Here is a 20330-nt window from a genome sequence, read left to right on the forward strand (position 1 = left end):
GGAGCAGTTGAACACCTGGGTCAGTTTTCAGTCGGCAGAACAGCCTCTACTGGGTCAGTTTTCGGTCAGCGGCAACAGGTCAGGTACCGGATTTGAGGAGAGGGGAGTGATTTCATCCATGAATAAAAACTCAGACTGTACCGCTAGGGCTATCGAGCTTGACCGGCCATTCGCCGGTTAGCAGTTTTTGCATCAGGCCCCGCTTGAGGGTTTGGTAATGGCCTTGTTTACTGCTTAGGGCTTCAATCTTTGATGTCACGCCAGAAAGAATCGCGGCAATGTGTTCTTGCTCAGCTAGCGGAACTAAGGGCATCCGAATACTCAAAAATGCTGGCTTGGCGATGTTCTTCATGCTGCCACTTGTGCCCGTTGCTGCCTTGCTGATTTCTTGACGAGCAAATGGTGACTGCAAATAGAAGGACAGCCATTTTATCGAATGAGGCCTTTCGGAAGGCTCGATTTGCCAGAGTTTGTCTGGGAGATACAAGTTAGGCCAAGCAGAATCAACATAGGCTGATTCACCTACCAAGGCAGGAGTGTTCGCTCGACTGACGATAATGCGTCCCTGTAAAACGGGCTCGGCGACGCGCTCCCGCTCCTCAGGCACAACAGTCTTATGGCAATTCGGATAGAACCCGCCACGGGACACGCAACTCACCTTGAGGACACCAACCTCATCATCACCATGTACGCGATCTTCTGCGTTAACACTGACCCCAGACCGGAGAGCTGATACGTAATCCGCTATCGCACCAACATCCCATAGCGCTGGAATCTTCCCGAGTTCACTGTCCTTGAACTCAGTATGAGGAATCCAACGACCAGTAGCATCTTGAGTGCCTACGCCCTTACTGAACAGGGTTTGCATCAGGCCCTGTTTGAGGGTCTGGGTGGCGTCAATCTGGCGGGCAATTACATCCAGCTTGTCGTCCACGGCTGTGAGGATGGCGGCGATTTTTTGTTGCTCAGGGAGAGGGGGAAGAGCAATGTCGAGCGATTCCAGCGAATCCCGACTCAAACTGGGAACACCGGAAGCTTCGTTAAGCTTTCTTAAATCAAACGACGAGATGCAGTAGTAAAGCCATGACCAATCAAAGGTCACTTTCGGCGTTGTATAAAAGGTCGTATCAATTGCCCAAAATGGGCCATCACTACGCTGCACTTTATCAATCGTTCCTTTGCGTCCCAGGATGATGCTAGGGCCCTCATACAAAGGTGAATCGGTGTAACCGGAAATACCACCCGTACCATAGATCGGAATGCCACGCTCCGACCTTTTAATATCAGCCGGTGACTTTCCATAAATCACATCAACCAATCCGGAGAGCTTTTCGGCTGACCAAGCGGCAGGAATCCAGCCGCATGGTGTTGATTTATAGCCCGGTTTTTCAGCCAAGCTCATGCCTCAATCTCCAGTAACCCCAACTCCACCAGATACCCATTCATTCGCGCATCAATCTGCGCTTCTTCCTCGGCCAGCGCCTCCAGCTTCTTCAAGGTTGCAGCCACATCGACAGTCTCTTCAGACTCACCATTGTCGATATAGCGGGCAATATTGAGATTACCGTCGTTGCTACGGATCTCGTCTAACGAAACTACTCGGCAATATCTCTCGATCTGGGCTTGTCGTTCGAATGCCGCCTTGTGGGCGCTGACGATACGGATAATGTGCTCAGCGCTCAGGCTGTTTTGCGCCTTGCCTTCAAGGTAGTCACGGCTGGCATCAATGATGATGACTTTGCCCTTGAGAGCAGCAGGTTTCTGCTTGTTAAGGATCAGCACGCAAGCAGGGATGCCTGTGTTGTAGAACAGTGCAGAGGGCAGGCCGACGATAGCTTCAATCAGATCACCCGGCTGATTGCCGTTGGCCGCATCCGTGCCGAATAGCAGTCCCTCACGAATCTTGCCTTCCTCACCGCTGCGGAATAGCACGCCATGGGGCAGGATAACCCCCATACGGCCATCGGCCTTGAGACTGGCCAGCATATGTTGGGCAAAGGCCAGGTCGGCATAGCCCCGTGGCGGGATGCCATAGACGAGTCTTCCATAAGGGTCGCTGACCTGTTTGTAGTTGGGGGCTTTGGCCTTCTTGCCATTCTCCTGCTCGTTCTCGTTGCTTAACTCAAGCGGAGTCCACCAAGACTTGGCCGAGAACGGCGGATTGGCAATCACACGGTCGAAGGTCTTCAGGTAATCGCCGTCTAGGTGCTTGGGCTCGACCAGCGTATCGCCGCGTTCAATCTCGGCATGCATGTTGTGCAGGTATAGATTGAGCTTGGCGATGGCCCAAGTGCCCAGGTTCTTTTCCTGTCCGAACAGCAGCACATTAGGCTTGCCCATCAAGGTTCCATTGGGCAAGTTGGACACATGGTGGGCGCTCTCCACCAGCATGCCGCCACTACCGCAGGTTGGGTCGTACACACTGTGGCCGGGCTGCGGGTCAATCAGCTCAACCACCAATTGCACCACGGCCTTGGGCGTATAGAACTCACCACCTTTTTTACCTGCGTCATCGGCAAACTGCTTGATCAGATACTCGTAGGCATCGCCCAGCATGTCGGCCTTGTAGAGGTCGTCATTGCCCAGCTTGTACTGGTTAAAGTGGCGCAGCAGACGCTGCAAGGTGGCATCTGACAGCACCCGCTTATCGCCATACTGCGTAGCGGTCAACACATGTTGCAGTTCAGGGTTGTTCGCTTCGATGGTCGCGAATGCCTTGTCCAGGGCTTCACCGATATTCTCGGTACGCGAGATCAGATCGAACCAGCGGGCACTAATCGGAAACTTGCCCCATTTGTCCTCGATCTCATCCTGGGCATCGCCAAAGCTCAGGCCTTCGTCCTTCATCAGCTTGGCAATGCGCTCTTCGAACACATCGTTGTAACGTTTGAGGAAGAGTAGGCCGAAGATGTAGTTCTTGAAGTCGGAGGAGTCGATGGAGCCACGCAGGATGTTCGCGGATTCCCAGAGCCAGGACTCCAGCGTTTCGAGTGACAGCTTGTCAGCCATGTGTAAATCAATCCCTATACAAAGCACGACGCCCAGTACCAGGCGATTGCTGCCATGACTCCTGAGCGCATCAGAAAAATGTGGCTCGATTCTACAAGTCGACGCCACTTGAGGCCCGAAAAATCAGATGTCCCTGAATGACAAAACCCCGGCAGACCTTTCGGTCAACCGGGGTTTGCCAGCAGGAGGGGAGTGGCCATTAACTTTGGCCTAACCCTCTAACTTTGTCCGAATGGGCAAATAACTTTGCCCACCTACAGGCAGGGTGGCAGGGTGGCAGGGTGGCAGGCACATCAGCATGCGGTTTGTTTTAAAGAAACCGCATGCGTGTCGCATCGCACTGCCCGTCATAATGACTGCTGATGGGCGATGCTATTTTGATTGGCATGAATTGAGGCGATCCATCCACCCCGCCGAATCTCCCAGAATTCGTCCACGCCAAAACGAGATTTTTCGCCTCTTCCTTGTAGCTTCACTACACAACACACCTATGCGGGACTGTGTGGCTATGTCCAAAACCCTGATCTACAAAGAAAAACCCCGGCGCTAGGCCGGGGTAGTTTCTGATTTTGGCATGCCAATAACTCGCAAAACCATGCCAATTAATCTGCCCATCGACATTAGGATCAGAAATCCAGGTTCGACACAGCCAGGGCGTTTGTCTCGATAAAATCGCGACGCGGCTCCACGGCATCCCCCATCAGGGTGTTGAAGATCTGATCCGCGCCGATCGCGTCCTCGATCGTGACCTTGAGCATGCGTCGCACGTTCGGATCCATGGTGGTTTCCCACAGCTGATCCGGGTTCATTTCGCCCAGACCCTTGTATCGCTGAACGCTGTGACGGCGCGTGCCTTCGGTCATCAACCACTCCAGCGCTTGCTTGAAGGTGGATACCTGCTTCTTGCGCTCGCCGCGCTGAACATAGGCTCCCTCTTCGAGCAGGCTGTTCAGCTTCTCACCTAGAGCGGTTACGGTCCGGTAATCGTTGCTGCCGAAGAAATCACGGTTGAAGGTGATGTAGCTGGCCAGGCCGTGGGAGCTAATCTCAACTTCCGGCAGCCACAGGTGGCGCTCTTTGTCTTCACGCAAGCTGACGTTGTAGATCAAACCGGAGCGTTCACCGACCTTGAGTTGCGCGCTGTACTGCTCCAGCCAGGCCTGCATCGCGGCGTGATCAGCCAACTGCTCTACTGAAACGCGCGGCAGATAGATGAAGTGCTCAGTCAACTCCAGCGGATACAGACGCGATAGGCGCTGCAGGGTCTTCATCACCGTACGGTAATCGTTGACCAGCTTCTCCAGCGCTCCACCAGAAAGGCCCGGGGCATGCTCATTGACGTGCAGGCTGGCGTCTTCCAGGGCGGACTGGGTGAGGTATTCCTCCATCGCCTCGTCGTCCTTGATGTACTGCTCCTGCTTGCCACGCTTAACCTTATAGAGCGGCGGCTGCGCGATATATACATAACCGCGCTCGATCAGCTCAGGCAGCTGGCGGAAGAAGAAGGTCAACAGCAGCGTCCGGATGTGCGAACCGTCGACGTCGGCGTCGGTCATGATGATGATGTTGTGATAGCGCAGCTTGTCGATGTTGTACTCATCACGCCCGATACCACAGCCAAGAGCAGTAATCAGGGTGCCCACTTCCTGAGATGAGATCATCTTGTCGAAACGTGCCTTCTCGACGTTAAGGATCTTTCCCTTGAGCGGCAAAATTGCTTGTGTCTTGCGGTTACGACCTTGCTTGGCCGAGCCACCCGCAGAATCACCCTCCACTATGTAGAGTTCGGAAAGGGCGGGATCTTTCTCCTGGCAGTCAGCAAGTTTTCCCGGCAGGCCGGCGATATCCAGCGCGCCTTTACGGCGGGTCATCTCACGCGCCTTGCGCGCCGCCTCGCGAGCACGGGCGGCATCAATCATCTTGCCGACCACTGCCTTGGCTTCGCTCGGATTTTCCAAAAGGAAATCGGCGAAGTGACGGCCCATTTCCTGCTCGACGGCAGTCTTCACCTCGGAAGAAACCAATTTGTCCTTGGTCTGCGAACTGAATTTCGGGTCCGGGACCTTCACCGAAATAATTGCGGTAAGTCCTTCACGCGCATCATCACCAGTAGTGGCGATCTTGTGCTTCTTCGCCAAACCTTCCTGCTCGATATAACTATTCAGGTTACGCGTCAGCGCGGAGCGGAAACCAGCGAGATGGGTGCCGCCGTCGCGCTGAGGGATGTTGTTGGTAAAGCAGAGGATGTTTTCGTTGAAACTGTCGTTCCATTGCAACGCCACCTCGACACCAACGCCATCGTCACGCTGAATGTTGAAGTGAAACACCTGATTGACCGGCGTTTTGTTGGTGTTCAGATAGGCAACGAAGGCGCTGAGACCACCCTCATACTTGAACAGCTCTTCTTTCGCGGTGCGCTCGTCACGCAGAACGATACCGACGCCGGAATTCAGAAATGAAAGTTCACGCAGACGCTTGGCCAGGATGTCCCAGCTGAAGTGAATGTTCTGGAAGGTTTCGGCAGATGGTTTGAAATGAATCTGCGTGCCAGATGTATCGGTTTCGCCGACAGGGGCCAGCGGGGCCTGCGGAACGCCATGGCGATAGAGCTGTTCCCATACCTTGCCTTCGCGGCGGATGGTCAGCATCAGCTCTTCGGACAATGCGTTGACCACCGAAACGCCTACGCCGTGCAGGCCGCCGGATACCTTGTAGGAATTGTCATCGAACTTACCGCCGGCGTGCAGCACGGTCATGATGACCTCAGCAGCGGAAACGCCTTCCTCATGAATGTCCACCGGAATGCCGCGACCGTTGTCACGTACGCTGATGGATTCATCGGTATGAATGGTGATGGAGATGTCACTGCAGTGACCAGCCAGTGCTTCGTCGATCGAGTTATCGACGACCTCGAAGACCATGTGGTGCAGGCCGGTGCCGTCGTCGGTGTCGCCGATATACATGCCGGGACGCTTGCGTACTGCATCGAGACCTTTAAGAACCTTAATGCTCGACGAATCGTACGTATGGTTATCGCTCATGCCTTCACTCCCGAGGGGCCGTGGACGTGGGTAACTTGCCCATGTTCCACGTGAAACATTGAGACTGGCGTTTGCTCACCCCAGCCTTCTTGCAAAACAGTTGAATCAACGCAGGTGATAAACACCTGACAGTTCAGTTGCTCAAGCAACTTACACAACCCCAGTCGGTGCTGCGCATCCAGCTCGGACGGCAGATCATCGACCAGGTAAATACATTGTCCACGCTTGGCTTCGCTTACCAGATGCCCTTGGGCAATGCGCAACGCGCACACCACCAGTTTCTGCTGACCTCGCGACAACACTTCGGCCGCATTATGGTTTCCCACCTTGAGCCGCAGATCAGCGCGCTGAGGACCGGATTGGGTATGCCCTAGCGATCTATCTCGCTCTAGAGAAGACGCGAGCACCTCAGCCAATGGCCTGTCTTTATCCCACCCTCGGTAGTAGCTCAGCTTCAAACCATCCAAGTTGAGAAGAGCATCGAGCGTTGCCTCGAACACAGGTTTCAATGCTTGAATATAAGCTCTGCGATACCCATCAATTTCGTCGCTCGCGAGTGTCAACTCGCGGCTCCAGGCGGCGTCAGAAGCGCCGTCCAGTGTACCATGCCGAAGCCACGAGTTTCGTTGCCTGAGGGCCTGCTGTAGGCGCTGCCAGGCGGGCAAAAATCGACGTTCCACGTGGAACACGCCCCAATCGAGAAATTGTCTTCTCAATTTCGGAGCGCCTTCGAGAAGCCGGAAACTATCGGGATTGATGAGCTGCAACGGCAACGTGTCGGCCAACTCCGAAGCGCTACGGACACTTTGTCCATCAATACGAATTTTGACTTCGCCGCTTCGATCACGCGAAACGCCAAGCGCGCGACTGTACTGATCAGGCAGTTCGACCTGCCCAAACACAGTGCAGGCTGATTGATCGTAAGTAATCACGGGATTCAAACGGATACTGCGAAATGAACGAGCCAGCCCCAGCAAATGGATGGCTTCCAGCAGGCTGGTTTTTCCGCTGCCGTTGTCACCGAAAAGGATGTTGATACGAGGAGAAGGAGACATCGTCACCGGGTGCAAATTGCGAACCCCGGTGACGGAGAGACGGCTGAGGGACATTAAGCTGGTTACAGACGCATCGGCATCACGACATACGCGGAATCGTCGTTATCGAATTCCTGGACCAATGCACTGCTATTCGCATCGGAGAGAATCAAACGCACTTGATCGGTGGTCATCACACCCAGCACATCCAGCAAATAGCTGACGTTGAAGCCTATTTCCAGCGAGCCACCGTTGTAGTCAACCGCGACCTCTTCCTCAGCCTCTTCCTGTTCAGGGTTGTTGGCCTGGATTTTCAGAAGACCGCTTTCCAGCTGTAGACGAATTCCACGATATTTTTCGTTCGACAGAATCGCCGTGCGGCTGAATGCCTCGCGCAACAACTGACGATCACCTACTACCAGTTTGTCGCCACCACGCGGCAGCACGCGCTCGTAGTCCGGGAACTTGCCGTCGACCAATTTCGAGGTAAAGGTAAACTCCCCGGTGGTAGCACGAATGTGATGCTGCCCTAGGACGATACTGACTTCGGCGTCCTGATCATTGAGCAGGCGCGCAAGCTCCAGAATGCCCTTGCGTGGCACGATGACCTGATGGCGATCAGGTTGCTCGATGCCCGCTTGCATCGAGCACATCGCCAGGCGATGGCCATCGGTAGCCACCGCGCGCAACATGCCGCTGGATACCTCGATGAGCATGCCATTTAAATAATAGCGAACGTCCTGCTGCGCCATGGCGAAACTGCTGCGCTCGATCAGCTTGCGTAGCTTGCCTTGCGCAACACTGAACGACAGCGAACCCGGGCCTTCCTCTACGGTAGGGAAGTCGTTGGCCGGCAGGGTGGACAGGGTGAAGCGGCTACGGCCGGACTTGATGATCACCTTCTGATCATCCAGACGGATATTGATCAAAGCATCGCTCGGCAGGCTTTTGCAGATGTCCATCAGTTTGCGCGCCGGAACGGTGATCTCGCCCGGCTCGGCGGCGTCCTCGAGCGCAACTCGGCCTACCAGCTCAACTTCAAGATCGGTACCGGTCAGCGACAGTTGCTGTTCCTGAACTACCAGAAGGACGTTGGAAAGCACCGGCAAGGTCTGACGGCGCTCAACGACGCCAGCAACCAGCTGCAGGGGTTTCAACAGGGCTTCGCGCTGAATGGAGAAATGCATGGTCTGGTCCCTTGCCTATAGATTAGGTCGCACTCAGGTTGTCAAAGTTCGCAGCAAATTCTTGTAATCTTCGCGGATATCCGCATCTATTTCCCGCAGTTCGGCGATCTTACGACACGCATGCAAAACTGTGGTGTGATCCCGACCACCGAACGCATCGCCAATTTCCGGCAAGCTATGGTTTGTCAGCTCCTTGGACAGCGCCATCGCTACCTGCCGCGGACGCGCGACAGAACGTGAACGCCGTTTCGACAGCAGATCGGAGATCTTGATCTTGTAGTACTCGGCTACGGTGCGCTGGATATTGTCGACGCTCACCAGCTTATCCTGCAACGCCAGCAGATCCTTCAGCGATTCGCGAATCAACTCGATGGTGATGTCGCGCCCCATGAAGTGCGCATGGGCGATCACTCGCTTCAAGGCGCCTTCCAGTTCACGGACATTGGAGCGTATGCGCTGTGCGATGAAGAACGCCGCATCGTGGGGAAGATCCACCTTCGCCTGGTCAGCCTTCTTCATAAGAATCGCGACGCGGGTTTCCAGCTCAGGCGGTTCGACCGCAACCGTCAGTCCCCAGCCGAAACGCGACTTCAGACGTTCCTCGAGCCCGTCGATTTCCTTGGGATAACGGTCACTGGTGAGAATGACCTGCTGACCACCCTCCAGCAGCGCGTTGAAGGTGTGAAAGAACTCCTCCTGCGAACGCTCTTTCTTGGCGAAGAACTGAATATCGTCAATCAGCAGCGCGTCAACGGAGCGATAGAAGCGCTTGAACTCATTGATGGCATTGAGCTGCAGCGCCTTGACCATGTCGGCCACGAAACGCTCTGAATGCAGGTAGACAACTTTCGCGTTCGGATTCTTCTTAAGCAGGTGATTACCCACAGCATGCATCAGGTGAGTCTTGCCGAGGCCGACTCCACCGTAAAGAAACAGCGGGTTGTAACCGTGCTTGGGGTTGTCGGCCACCTGCCAGGCTGCCGCTCGGGCCAGCTGGTTGGACTTGCCCTCGACGAAATTTTCGAAGGTAAAGGTACGGTTCAGATAGCTGGTGTGCTTGAGGCCGCCCTCGACCTGAACGTTACGTTCCATCCGTGGCTGCACAGGCTCGCTGGTGTCTGCCGACAACGGTTCGAAACGCGCCGCTTGCGGCGGAGCCGACTGAGCGGGAGCAGGAGCACTAGCGGCAGGCTGTGACTGAGGCTGAGCACGAGCCGCGGCAGCAGCAGAAGGCAACGCAGCCGCTGAAGTTCGCTTACTACCTATAAGTAGTGAAATCGAGGGGGCATGCCCAGACGAACGCTCGGATAGCAACTCCAACAACCGAGACAGGTACTTTTCATTGACCCAGTCGAGCACAAAACGGTTAGGCGCATAGACGCGAAGCTCATCACCGTTGGCTTCCACCTGAAGCGGACGAATCCATGTGTTGAATTGCTGAGCAGGCAGTTCATCGCGCAAAAGCTCAACACACTGCTGCCAAAGTTCCACCGACACGGAAACTCCTATCGACTCTGTCGAGGTAAGACGGCCGCCATTGTAGCCGCGCGCCTAGCGGTTATCCACAACAACCCGACCCACGCTGCCTTGGGCCAGGTGAATCGGAAAGATGCTGTGGAAACACAAATAGGCTAAAGGAACCCTGTTGATAAGCGTGGTTAAGCACGGTGGCTAAGCCTGTGCAAAAGCACTTACCAACCTAGCCTGTGGATATCTACTCGTTTAATCCCCAGGCTGTCCAGATGGTTCGCACCGGCAGGGCACCGCTTTCCCACTGACCTTAGTTTCGGCGTATCCCTTGAAACCAGGCTAGTGTAGGGGTTTATCCACAGAAAAGGTCGTCTACATACATAAGCATTACATCTTAAGAGCTTATATTTCTTTTCCTTATATTTTTTTCAAGCAGATGACGCTGGTTGGAAATTGACCTGGCCGGGCAGCTTCTCTACAATCGCCGGTCTCTTAAAAGGGGGCCATTCCGGCCCGCAATGGATCACCAGGTAAACGCACCATGAAACGCACTTTCCAACCCAGCACCATCAAGCGCGCTCGTACCCATGGCTTCCGTGCCCGTATGGCTACCAAGAACGGCCGCCAAGTCATTTCGCGTCGTCGTGCCAAAGGCCGCAAGCGTCTGACCGTCTGACATCGGAACAGGTAGTGAGTCGGGGCTTCGGCCGGGAAAAGCGACTGCTGACTCCCAGCCAATTCAAGGCAGTCTTCGACTCCCCTTCCGGTAAGGTGCCTGGCAGGAACGTCCTGCTGCTGGCACGTGAAAACGATCTGCTACACCCCCGTCTCGGGTTGGTGATTGGTAAGAAAAGCGTCAAGCTTTCTGTCGAGCGCAACCGCATCAAGCGGCAGCTACGCGAGACTTTCCGTCATCACCAACTGGAACTGGCGGGCTGGGACATCGTGATCATCGCCCGAAAGGGATTGGCTGATCTGGACAACCCTGAACTGGCAAAGCAATTTGCCAAGCTCTGGAAACGACTGTCACGCAGCCCATCCAAGACCGTCGTCGAACCTGGAGCAGCCAACAGCACCCATGCGTAAATTGGCCGTCGCTTCGATCAAGGTCTACCAGTACGCCATCAGCCCAATGATGGCCAGTCACTGTCGTTTCTATCCAAGCTGCTCTTGCTATGCACTCGAGGCCATCGAAACCCATGGTCTGTTGCGTGGCGGCTGGCTGAGTCTGCGCAGGCTGGGGCGCTGCCACCCGTGGAATCCCGGTGGCTATGATCCCGTGCCTTCCCAAAAAACTTCCAATTCATCTCCGATGGCCGAGTAACCATGGATATCAAACGCTCGATACTGCTCGTAGCATTAGCAGTCGTTGCCTACCTGATGGTTCTTCAATGGAATCAGGACTACGGTCAGGCTGCACTGCCGACCGAAACAGCGCAAAGCCAGCCTGGCGTTCCGACCCTACCGGATGCTCCTAGCACCACCAGCGACGGCAATGTCGAGGACGTGCCGACAGTAGGCGGTCAACAGCAGCAGGCCAGTGCATTGCCGGCCACGGCGCCGAGCAGTCAGCTGATACGCGTACGCAGTGACGTACTCGATCTGGCCATCGATCCTCGTGGCGGCGACATCGTTGAGCTGCGGCTGCCGCAGTATCCTCGTCGTCAGGACCACCCCGATGTTCCATTTCAGCTATTCGAACGTAGCGGCGAGCGCACCTACGAGGCGCAAAGCGGGCTGATCGGCGATGGGCCGGACAAGGCCAGCGGTCGACCTCAGTACAGTAGCGAGAAGACCGAGTATCAGCTGGCCGAAGGCCAGGACCAGGTCGTTGTCGATCTGAACTACAGCGCTGACGGCGTCAACTACATCAAGCGTTTCACCCTTGAGCGCGGTAACTACGCGTTGAAGGTGAATTACCTGATCGACAACCAGAGCGAGCAGCCCTGGACTGGTTATCTGTTCGGTCAACTAAAGCGTGACAAGAGTGGCGACCCTTCGTCGAGCACCGCTACCGGCACTGCGACCTACCTCGGTGCCGCGTTGTGGACCAAGGATGAGCCCTATCGCAAAGTCTCCATGGGTGACATGGATGACAAGAACCTGCGCGTAACCGTAGAGGGTGGCTGGATCGCCTGGTTGCAGCACTATTTCGTCACCGCTTGGGTTCCCCAAGCAGGCGACACCAACCAAGTGCAAACCCGCAAGGACAGCCAGGGCAACTACATCATCGGCTTCACTGGACCTGCAGTCACTGTGCCGGCTGGTGGCCAAGGCGAAACCGGCGCCACGCTCTATGCCGGTCCGAAAAGCCAGGACAAGCTGGAAGAACTGTCGCCAGGTCTGCGTCTGACGGTCGACTACGGCATTCTCTGGTTCATCGCCCAGCCGATCTTCTGGCTGCTGGGGAACATTCATGCGCTGCTCGGCAACTGGGGTTGGTCGATCATCGTTCTGACCATCGTCATCAAGCTGGCTTTCTTCCCACTTTCGGCAGCCAGCTACCGGTCCATGGCACGCATGCGCGCCGTCTCGCCGAAGATGCAGGCGTTGAAGGAGCAGTTCGGTGACGATCGCCAGAAGATGTCCCAGGCGATGATGGAGCTGTACAAGAAAGAGAAGATCAATCCGTTGGGCGGCTGTCTGCCGATCCTGGTTCAGATGCCAGTGTTCCTGGCGCTGTACTGGGTGCTTCTGGAAAGCGTCGAGATGCGCCAGGCACCATGGATGTTCTGGATCACCGACCTGTCGATCAAAGATCCGTTCTTCATCCTGCCGATCATCATGGGCATAACCATGTTTATCCAGCAGCAGCTGAATCCGACTCCACCGGATCCCATGCAGGCGCGAGTGATGAAGCTCCTGCCGATCATCTTTACCTTCTTCTTCTTGTGGTTCCCGGCTGGTCTGGTGCTGTACTGGGTCGTCAACAACGTCCTGTCCATCGCTCAGCAGTGGTACATTACCCGCAAGATCGAGGCCGCGGCTAAACTAGCCTGACGCCTCAGCCGCTAATGCAGAACGCCCCTTGATTGGGGCGTTTTGCTATCTGCCACCCAGGAGGCCCCCATGAGCCCAGCTGGCGACACCATTGCCGCCGTAGCCACCGCTCCCGGACGCGGAGGCGTGGGTATCGTTCGCGTTTCAGGCCCACGCGCCAAGGCGATTGCAATAACTCTGACTGGCCGCGAACCGACACCACGCCATGCACATTACGGCGCGTTTCATGCCGACGATGGTGAGGTGATTGACGAAGGTCTGCTGCTGTTCTTTCCCGGACCACATTCGTTTACTGGCGAAGACGTGCTTGAACTACAAGGGCATGGCGGCCCTGTGGTCATGGACATGCTGCTGCAGCGTTGCGTCGAGCTAGGCGTTCGTCTGGCACGTCCCGGCGAGTTCAGCGAACGGGCTTTCCTCAATGACAAGCTCGACCTGGCTCAAGCGGAAGCCATCGCCGACCTGATCGAAGCCAGTTCGACACAGGCAGCGCGCAATGCGGTGCGATCCCTACAAGGTGAATTTTCAAGACATGTGCATCAGCTGACCGAGAAACTGATTCAACTGCGCATTTACGTCGAGGCGGCGATCGACTTCCCTGAAGAGGAAATCGACTTCCTCGCCGACGGACATGTTCTTGCTCAGTTGGAAGATGTCCGCGCGAAGTTATCCACAGTGTTGCGCGAGGCCAGTCAAGGTGCGCTGCTGCGCGAAGGAATGACGGTGGTGATCGCCGGTCGCCCGAATGCGGGGAAGTCCAGTTTGCTCAACGCACTGGCGGGTCGTGAGGCGGCGATTGTCACGGATATCGCCGGGACAACGCGCGATGTGCTGCGCGAACACATTCTTATCGATGGCATGCCGTTGCATGTAGTTGATACCGCCGGTCTGCGCGATACCGACGATCAAGTCGAGCGCATCGGCGTACAGCGAGCCCTTAGCGCAATTGGCGAAGCTGATCGAATCCTGCTCATGGTCGATGCCAGTTCGCCAGAAGCAGAGGATCCGTCGGCACTCTGGCCGGAGTTCATCGATTGCAGCCCGGCACCGGACAGGATCACGCTGATTCGCAACAAGGCGGATCTCAGTGGCGAAGCCATCTCGTTGAAGGTTGCTAAAGACGGCCAGGTTACGCTCAGTATTTGTGCGCGCTCGGGCGACGGTGTCGACTTGCTACGTGAACATCTCAAGCAATGCATGGGTTACGAGCAGACGGCCGAGAGCAGTTTCAGTGCACGTCGTCGTCATCTGGATGCGCTGCGCCTGGCTGAGCAGTACCTGCAGCATGGACACGCCCAGTTGACGCTAGCCGGTGCGGGTGAACTGCTCGCCGAGGATCTGCGCCTGGCACAGCAAGCGCTGGGCGAAATCACCGGCGCGTTCAGCTCAGACGACCTGCTTGGGCGTATTTTCTCGAGCTTTTGCATAGGCAAGTAACAATTGCACTGCCGTCCGGACTGCTCTGTCCGGACGGACACCCGAACGCTTTCCTCCCGACTAGCCCCGTCTGCTGAAACCCGCTGCATACGGCGACCTCGTCGAACTCGACTCGTATTTCTTCCCTTCCTTGCCGGCGTTCGCCGGGCCTTTGCGAGCAGGCCGTCAGCATCGGCTGACATAGCTGGTAACAGCCGTTGGCGCATCTTTTGAACTACTTTTGATATCAAACCAGACGCTAACAGTTCAGCCGTTTCCAGCAATCCACTACAGAAGGATGGCGCAGTGCTTGCTGCAGTGCTTATTTCATTCCTTGGCGCAATCCTCGCCAGGTTCATCGTAGGCCGTACCTTCCCCCATGGGGGGTGGGTGGCTTCGCTATTGCCCGCCGGGCTATTCGTGTTCTTTCTGGCGAAGGGCGCCAGCCTCCCGGAAACCGGGGTCATCATCGAAACGCTGGAATGGGTACCGGCGCTAGGCATTTCGCTGAGCTTTCGTCTCGACGGCTTTGCACTGCTGTTCGTCCTTCTGATTACCGGCATAGGCACGCTGGTCACGATCTACGCAGGCGCTTATTTCTCGCATTCACCAAGGGAAGAGGGCGCGCGCTTTCTGACCCTGATACTGCTGTTCATGACCGCGATGCTGGGAACCGTCCTATCGGATAACCTGATTGTGATGTTCGTGTTCTGGGAGGCGACCAGCCTGTTGTCGTTCATGCTGATCGGCTTCAACTCCCACCGCGCTCAAGCGCGCAAGGCCGCCCTGCAATCACTGATTGTGACCGGCGGCGGCGGGTTGGCTTTGTTCGGCGGTATTTTGCTGATCGGTATCGCGCTGGGCACTTTTTCGCTGTCCGAGGTTGCACAGCGTGCACCTGAGCTGCTGGCCAGTCCTCTAGCGGTGCCGGCGATGATCCTGATCATGCTCGGGGCCTTCACCAAGTCCGCGCAGCTTCCGTTCCATTTCTGGTTACCCCAGGCGATGGAAGCGCCGGCACCGGCCTCGGCCTTTCTGCACTCGGCGACCATGGTCAAACTGGGCGTGTACCTGCTGGCCCGCTTCGACCTCATATTCGAGGGCATCCCGGCTTTCGGCTCAACCCTGGTCATCGTCGGTAGCCTGACCATGTTGGTGGCGGCGGTTAGGGCGCTGTCCACCGATGGGTTCAAGGAAGTCCTGGCGCATTCCACGGTGGGTTCACTAGGGGTGCTAGTGATGTTGATAGGGCTGGACGGGGATTATTCAGTCACCGCGCTGATCGCCTTCATCATCGCCCATGCACTGTACAAGGCGGCGCTGTTCTTCTGCGCCGGTACCACCATCCATGCAGTAGGTGAGGGGCGCCTGAGCAAGATCGGCGGGCTTGCCAGACGCCTGCCGATGACAACGCTGGCAGCTGGCATGGCAGCGATCTCGATGGCCGGATTGCCGCCGACGCTGGGCTTCATCACCAAGGAATACCTGTTCGAAAGCCAATTGAATGCCTCTACCGGCTGGGTCGTAGTCGCCGTGGCGGTGCTCGTCAACGCGGTATTTGCGGCAATCGCCGGGGTGGCGGCAATCCGTCCCTACTACCTTGGCAAGACCCGCAGCGAGGTGAAGCATCCGGAGACGCTGGGCCTGTACCTTGGCCCGCTGGTTCTGGGCGGTCTGGGCTTCCTATTCGGCCTGGCACCGGATTTTCTTTTGCGCGGGCTGATACAGCCGGCCAACGATGTGCTGGTCGGGCATACCGTGGACCTGTCCTTCTCGCTTTGGCACGGTTTCACGCCGATGCTCGCGCTGAGCGCAACCGTGGTCGCATTTGCCGGCGGGCTGATCGCCTACTGGCATCGCATTCACTATGCGCTGTCGCTGAAGAAAGCGCTGGCGCGGGTGCTCGGCGATTTCGGCTTCAATGCGCTGTTCGCCGGCACCCTGCGGCTGGCAGAGCGCTGCACGAGGTTCTTGCAGAACGGAGACCAGCATCGCTACACGTCCACCGTCGCAGCGGCGGTGCTGTTGATCATCGGCTACGGCGTACTGGCCAGCGGTACGCGCCCGGTGTTCACCCTGAATGGCGGACGTTTCGACCTACCCTCGGTCATCGTGCTGCTGCTGATGTGCCTCGGCGCCTTCGCTGCCACCCGTACCCCTTCACTACTGCGCGCGATGATCGCGGTCGGCGTGGTGGGTTTTGGCTCGGCACTTATCTTCCTGCTCAACGGAGCACCAGACGTAGCGCTCACCCAGTTCTCGGTTGAGGTGCTGCTGGTGCTGATTCTGGTAGCCCTGCTGCTGCGCATCCCGGAGCGCGCAGCCTCGACCCGCCAACCACGGGAAAAACGCCTGGATATTCTGCTCTCTGTAGGTTTTGCCCTAGTGATATTCGTTGCACTGGCCGCCACGGTGGCATTGCCTCTGGACGGGCGGATATCTGATTTCTATGCCGCAACCAGCTACCTGCAAGCCCATGGCCGAAACGTGGTCAATGTGGTGCTGGTCGACTTCCGGGCCATCGATACGCTTGGCGAGGTGATAGTGGTGGCGTTTGCCGCGATGAGCGTGTGGGGGCTCCTGCGAGGCGCGGCGTCGCGTAAGAGGACCGCCTCATGAACTCACTCATCTTCGCCGCTTTTTCGCGGATTCTCTTCGGCCTGATGCTGATCGTCTCGCTCTATGTGCTTTACCGCGGGCACAACGAGCCGGGGGGCGGTTTCGTCGGCGGTCTGATCGCCGCTGCCGGGTTTGCCACCCTGGCGCTGGCTCGCGGTGTGGAGGTAGCCCGCGCCGCCCTACGTTTCGAGCCGATGACCGTGATCGGCTTCGGCATCCTCGCCGCGCTGCTCGGCGGTTTACCAGGCATTTGGCTGGACGACTCGTTCCTGACACACCAGTGGGCAGTCCTCGGTAGCTTTCATATCGGTACGACATTGCTGTTCGATATTGGCGTCTACCTGGTGGTGCTGGGCGGCATCCTTTCTCTGATCCTGCGTTTCTATGAGGGCCTCTGACATGCATCTGATCTTTGCACTCGCCATTGCCGTGATCGCAGGTTGCAGCCTTTACCTGATCCTGTCTCGGCACATCGTGCGAATCCTCTTGGGCGTGACCATGCTGTCAGCCGCGATCAACCTGGTGATCTTCTTGTCCGGGCGGATCGTGTCGAACGTTCCTGCGGTGATCCGCGCCGGGGAGAGCAGCTTACCGGCCGACGCTGCAAACCCGCTGCCCCAAGCTCTGGTACTGACGGCGATCGTCATCGGATTTTCGCTGACTGCTTTTTTCGCCGCGCTGGCGCTGCAGACCTATCGCAGTTTCGGCAGCGTGGACACGCGCCACATCGGTGCAGCCGAACGCTTGGGGTCGCCGTTCCCGGCAACTAAGGATCGTCCGTGAGCGAATTTTTGACCCTTCATGCACCGCTTTGGCCAGTTCTCCTGCCGATCCTCGGCGCCGGACTAGCCACTTGTCTATGGAAACAGCACCGTGCCCAGCGGTGGGTGACTGCTCTGTGTATAACATTGCTGCTTGCGGCCTCGCTGTTGCTGCTCGTCGCGGTTTACAGGCAGGGCGTGCTGGCCATCCGCTTCGGCGGTTGGGAAGCCCCCTTCGGTGTCGTTTTCGTCGCCGATGCACTGGCCGCAGCGATGGTGGCGATCACCGGTATTCTTGCCGCAGCGGTGATGACCTTCGGCATTGCCGATGTCCGCCGCCGCGAGGAGCAGGCGGGCTTCTACCCGCTGCTGCTGGGAATGCTGGCAGGGGTGAACGGCGCTTTTCTCACCGGTGATATTTTCAACCTATACGTCTGGTTCGAGGTGATGCTGATCACCGCGATGGGCCTGCTCTCCATCGGCCGCAACCGCGCGCGACTCGATGCAACGATTCGCTATGCAGTGCTCAACCTGTTTTCCACGTTGCTCTTTCTGACTGGCGTGGCGCTGCTTTATGGCGCGACTGGAACGTTGAACATGGCGGATCTGGCCAGAGTGCTGCCCGAAACCGAACCGTCGATCAATCTGACACTCTCGGCACTGCTGCTGCTTTGCGGCTTCGGTATCAAGGCTGGCTATTTCCCGCTGTTCTTCTGGCTGCCGGCCTCCTATCACACCGCATCGATCACGGTTTCGGCGATCTTCGCCGGGCTGCTGACCAAGGTTGGTGTGTATGCCTGCTTCCGGGTCTTCACCCTGATCTTCAGCGTTGAAGACAGTGGCATCCGCGAAATTGTCGCGGTGCTGGCCGCCGGAACCATGCTGTTCGGCGTCTTCGGTGCGGCTGTGCAGTGGGATGTTCGGCGGATCCTCTCGTTCCACATCGTCAGCCAGATCGGCTACATGCTGCTCGGCCTGGCGATATCCACCCAGGCAGCGCTCGCCGGGGCGATCTTCTACATCATTCACCACATCATCGTGAAGGCGAATCTGTTTCTGCTCGCCGGGGCGATCCACAGGGCCTCCGGCACTTTCGACCTACGCAAGAGCGGCGGCTTGATGTACCGCAATCCGTTGCTGGCGGCGCTTTTCCTGGTGCCCGCGCTATCGCTGGCAGGGCTTCCCCCTTTATCCGGTTTCTGGGCGAAGTTCCTGGTCATCGACGCCAGCTTCCGCGAAGGCGAACACTGGCTGGCTGGCCTGGCACTGTTCGTCGGCCTGTTGACGCTCTATTCGATGACCAAGATCTGGATGGAAGCCTTCTGGAAAAAGCCAGTACTACCCCGCGCCGAGGCACGTCCGGTTCCGTTGCCAATGCTGCTGGCTATTGCGTCGCTGGGTGCGCTGACCCTCGTAATTGGCCTCATGCCGCAACCACTTATCCTCTTCTCGCAAACCGCTGCTGCGGCACTGCTGGACCCGACTGCATACCTCGCGGCGGTGTTGCCGCCAAATCCGATTCAGGAGGCGCTCCCATGAAGACAGGCCTGCTGCGCCGAGTGCGTGATGTGATCGAACTACTCGGCATCTACCTCTACGAGTTGATCGTCTCCTCCGTCGTTGTGGCCCGCGCGGCCTTTGCACGCACGCCCAACATGCAAAGCTCGATCATCGCGGTGCCAATCGAGCTGCGCACCGACCTCGGCGTTGCGGTACTCGCCAGTCTGGTCTCACTGACGCCCGGCAATTGCGCGCTGCACGCCAGTGCCGATCGTCGTCTGCTCTACGTACACGCACTGGACGGCCGGGCCCCGGAGCAAATCATTGCGTCGATCCGCCATGTGTTCGAGCGCCGTATCGCACGAATCGAGAGGTGGTGAGCATGATTGCGATACTGCTGACTCTGGTCATGTTGCCGCTTGGTCTGACCCTGTGGCGAATGATCGTCGCTCGCACACTGGTCGACCGAGTGGTGGCGCTGGACATGTTGACCGGTGTGGGCGTGGCCATCGCGGCGCTGGTCGCAGCCATGACCGGGCGCAGGGAGTTTCTCGACGTGGGGTTCGGCCTCGGCCTGATCGGCTTCGTTGGTACCTGTGCGTTCGCCGTCTTCATCATGCGCAAAGGGAGGAGTGAGCAATGATCCATATTCTCGCTGTGGTCTTCATGTTGGCCGGCGTGGTTTTTTTGTTCGCCGCCATTTTCGGCCTGCTGCGCTTTGCCGACCCACTGCAGCGAATTCATGCCACCACCAAATCCGGCACGGTAGGCGCGGGGCTGATTCTGGTTGGGGTGATGCTTCATATGGGCGATGGGCAGGCCACCTTCATTGGCACAGCAACAGTGATCTTTCTGATGCTGACCATCCCTATTGCCGGCCACCTGCTTGGCCGTGCCGCCTATATATCCGGTGCTCGACTCGACGGCCTGCATGGCGAGGATGCCCTTAAAGGGGTCCTCGAGCGCAACCCGCTGACCCTCGACGAATGTCTGGAACAGAACGACCAGCGACGACCAGCGGATCACCGCTGACCTACGTCGGTTTTTCCATACCGAAGCGCTATCAGGGCCAGACGAGCTCTGTTGATAAGTACCCTTCAGCTAGGTAGATAACAGGGGGCTAAACCCACTGGATAAATCCCCTGTGCATAACATCGACTCTTATCAACAGGTGTTCCACGTGATCCACACCGGAACCTACCAGGCGCACCACAACCTTTATATTTTACGCAGCCCTAGTGCCACTAGCCTCTCAGGAGCTTATCCACAGATATCGGCTTCTCCATTAATAAT

The 20330-nt window shown here is 57.2% G+C and carries 18 protein-coding genes; 12 read left to right on the forward strand and 6 right to left on the reverse strand.

Annotation, left to right across the window (positions count from 1 at the left end):
- Positions 1–130: 130 nt before the first annotated feature.
- From AAEZ08_RS21605 to dnaA, 6 genes are all read right to left on the reverse strand, one after another.
- Positions 131–1402, reverse strand: a complete 1272-nt coding sequence (locus AAEZ08_RS21605; RefSeq protein WP_500125110.1) for a restriction endonuclease subunit S — start codon at positions 1400–1402, stop codon at positions 131–133.
- The gene (locus tag AAEZ08_RS21610; RefSeq protein ID WP_500125111.1) at positions 1399–3009 is read right to left on the reverse strand and encodes a type I restriction-modification system subunit M; all 1611 of its coding nucleotides are present in this window, start codon (positions 3007–3009) and stop codon (positions 1399–1401) included. Before AAEZ08_RS21610 ends, AAEZ08_RS21605 begins: the two co-directional genes overlap by 4 nt.
- A gap of 626 nt (positions 3010–3635) precedes the next feature.
- The gene (gene gyrB / locus AAEZ08_RS21615) at positions 3636–6050 is read right to left on the reverse strand and encodes a DNA topoisomerase (ATP-hydrolyzing) subunit B (protein WP_003284876.1); all 2415 of its coding nucleotides are present in this window, start codon (positions 6048–6050) and stop codon (positions 3636–3638) included.
- Complete coding sequence (recF, locus tag AAEZ08_RS21620; RefSeq protein ID WP_003284875.1) at positions 6047–7159, reverse strand: DNA replication/repair protein RecF; 1113 nt, start codon at positions 7157–7159, stop codon at positions 6047–6049. The genes gyrB and recF overlap by 4 nt, the downstream gene beginning before the upstream one ends.
- 8 nt (positions 7160–7167) lie before the next feature.
- Entirely contained in the window at positions 7168–8271 is a 1104-nt protein-coding gene (gene dnaN / locus AAEZ08_RS21625) for a DNA polymerase III subunit beta (protein ID WP_003284873.1), read from the reverse strand.
- Positions 8272–8304: 33 nt separating this feature from the next.
- Positions 8305–9768: a chromosomal replication initiator protein DnaA gene (dnaA, locus tag AAEZ08_RS21630; RefSeq protein WP_036992008.1), complete on the reverse strand. Its 1464-nt coding sequence runs from the start codon at positions 9766–9768 to the stop codon at positions 8305–8307.
- Between the two features lie 514 nt (positions 9769–10282).
- Here dnaA and rpmH point away from each other — a divergent pair.
- The 12 genes from rpmH to mnhG all read left to right on the forward strand — a co-directional run bounded on the left by rpmH (position 10283) and on the right by mnhG (position 20069).
- Complete coding sequence (rpmH, locus tag AAEZ08_RS21635) at positions 10283–10417, forward strand: 50S ribosomal protein L34 (protein ID WP_003284870.1); 135 nt, start codon at positions 10283–10285, stop codon at positions 10415–10417.
- A 14-nt stretch (positions 10418–10431) separates the two neighbouring features.
- Positions 10432–10827, forward strand: a complete 396-nt coding sequence (rnpA, locus tag AAEZ08_RS21640) for a ribonuclease P protein component (protein WP_102821553.1) — start codon at positions 10432–10434, stop codon at positions 10825–10827.
- Positions 10820–11065 (forward strand): membrane protein insertion efficiency factor YidD, encoded by a 246-nt coding sequence (gene yidD, locus AAEZ08_RS21645; RefSeq protein WP_058065471.1) that lies wholly within the window; start codon positions 10820–10822, stop codon positions 11063–11065. The genes rnpA and yidD overlap by 8 nt, the downstream gene beginning before the upstream one ends.
- Positions 11066–11067: 2 nt before the next feature.
- Entirely contained in the window at positions 11068–12741 is a 1674-nt protein-coding gene (gene yidC / locus AAEZ08_RS21650) for a membrane protein insertase YidC (protein ID WP_003284866.1), read from the forward strand.
- A 69-nt stretch (positions 12742–12810) separates the two neighbouring features.
- Positions 12811–14178, forward strand: a complete 1368-nt coding sequence (gene mnmE / locus AAEZ08_RS21655) for a tRNA uridine-5-carboxymethylaminomethyl(34) synthesis GTPase MnmE (RefSeq protein WP_500125112.1) — start codon at positions 12811–12813, stop codon at positions 14176–14178.
- 285 nt (positions 14179–14463) lie between these two features.
- Positions 14464–16776 (forward strand): hydrogen gas-evolving membrane-bound hydrogenase subunit E, encoded by a 2313-nt coding sequence (gene mbhE, locus AAEZ08_RS21660; protein WP_500125113.1) that lies wholly within the window; start codon positions 14464–14466, stop codon positions 16774–16776.
- The gene (locus AAEZ08_RS21665) at positions 16773–17174 is read left to right on the forward strand and encodes a Na(+)/H(+) antiporter subunit B (RefSeq protein ID WP_003284862.1); all 402 of its coding nucleotides are present in this window, start codon (positions 16773–16775) and stop codon (positions 17172–17174) included. Before mbhE ends, AAEZ08_RS21665 begins: the two co-directional genes overlap by 4 nt.
- Position 17175: 1 nt before the next feature.
- Positions 17176–17559 carry an NADH-quinone oxidoreductase subunit K gene (locus tag AAEZ08_RS21670; protein ID WP_003284860.1) on the forward strand — a complete coding sequence of 128 codons (384 nt, stop codon included), beginning with the start codon at positions 17176–17178 and terminating at the stop codon, positions 17557–17559.
- Entirely contained in the window at positions 17556–19076 is a 1521-nt protein-coding gene (locus tag AAEZ08_RS21675; RefSeq protein WP_181067067.1) for a Na+/H+ antiporter subunit D, read from the forward strand. The genes AAEZ08_RS21670 and AAEZ08_RS21675 overlap by 4 nt, the downstream gene beginning before the upstream one ends.
- Positions 19073–19417: a Na+/H+ antiporter subunit E gene (locus AAEZ08_RS21680; protein WP_003284857.1), complete on the forward strand. Its 345-nt coding sequence runs from the start codon at positions 19073–19075 to the stop codon at positions 19415–19417. The genes AAEZ08_RS21675 and AAEZ08_RS21680 overlap by 4 nt, the downstream gene beginning before the upstream one ends.
- Before the next feature lie 2 nt (positions 19418–19419).
- On the forward strand, positions 19420–19680 hold the full coding sequence (locus tag AAEZ08_RS21685; protein ID WP_003284856.1) for an MrpF/PhaF family protein: 261 nt from the start codon (positions 19420–19422) through the stop codon (positions 19678–19680).
- On the forward strand, positions 19677–20069 hold the full coding sequence (mnhG, locus tag AAEZ08_RS21690) for a monovalent cation/H(+) antiporter subunit G (protein WP_003284855.1): 393 nt from the start codon (positions 19677–19679) through the stop codon (positions 20067–20069). Before AAEZ08_RS21685 ends, mnhG begins: the two co-directional genes overlap by 4 nt.
- Positions 20070–20330: the final 261 nt, after the last annotated feature.

The sequence above is a fragment of the Pseudomonas sp. E45-MNA-CIBAN-0222 genome, assembly GCF_040310405.1.
Lineage (GTDB): Bacteria > Pseudomonadota > Gammaproteobacteria > Pseudomonadales > Pseudomonadaceae > Stutzerimonas > Stutzerimonas stutzeri_AC.

Bases quoted from the DNA above. Each gene is read 5' to 3' on its own strand.
- yidC (WP_003284866.1), top strand. From the start codon at position 11,068: ATGGATATCAAACGCTCGATACTGCTCGTAGCATTAGCAGTCGTTGCC.
- mnmE (WP_500125112.1), top strand. From the start codon at position 12,811: ATGAGCCCAGCTGGCGACACCATTGCCGCCGTAGCCACCGCTCCCGGA.
- AAEZ08_RS21610 (WP_500125111.1), bottom strand. From the start codon at position 3,009: ATGGCTGACAAGCTGTCACTCGAAACGCTGGAGTCCTGGCTCTGGGAA.
- gyrB (WP_003284876.1), bottom strand. From the start codon at position 6,050: ATGAGCGATAACCATACGTACGATTCGTCGAGCATTAAGGTTCTTAAA.
- recF (WP_003284875.1), bottom strand. From the start codon at position 7,159: ATGTCCCTCAGCCGTCTCTCCGTCACCGGGGTTCGCAATTTGCACCCG.
- AAEZ08_RS21670 (WP_003284860.1), top strand. From the start codon at position 17,176: ATGCATCTGATCTTTGCACTCGCCATTGCCGTGATCGCAGGTTGCAGC.
- AAEZ08_RS21665 (WP_003284862.1), top strand. From the start codon at position 16,773: ATGAACTCACTCATCTTCGCCGCTTTTTCGCGGATTCTCTTCGGCCTG.
- rpmH (WP_003284870.1), top strand. From the start codon at position 10,283: ATGAAACGCACTTTCCAACCCAGCACCATCAAGCGCGCTCGTACCCAT.
- AAEZ08_RS21605 (WP_500125110.1), bottom strand. From the start codon at position 1,402: ATGAGCTTGGCTGAAAAACCGGGCTATAAATCAACACCATGCGGCTGG.
- AAEZ08_RS21685 (WP_003284856.1), top strand. From the start codon at position 19,420: ATGATTGCGATACTGCTGACTCTGGTCATGTTGCCGCTTGGTCTGACC.
- AAEZ08_RS21680 (WP_003284857.1), top strand. From the start codon at position 19,073: ATGAAGACAGGCCTGCTGCGCCGAGTGCGTGATGTGATCGAACTACTC.
- yidD (WP_058065471.1), top strand. From the start codon at position 10,820: ATGCGTAAATTGGCCGTCGCTTCGATCAAGGTCTACCAGTACGCCATC.
- mnhG (WP_003284855.1), top strand. From the start codon at position 19,677: ATGATCCATATTCTCGCTGTGGTCTTCATGTTGGCCGGCGTGGTTTTT.
- dnaN (WP_003284873.1), bottom strand. From the start codon at position 8,271: ATGCATTTCTCCATTCAGCGCGAAGCCCTGTTGAAACCCCTGCAGCTG.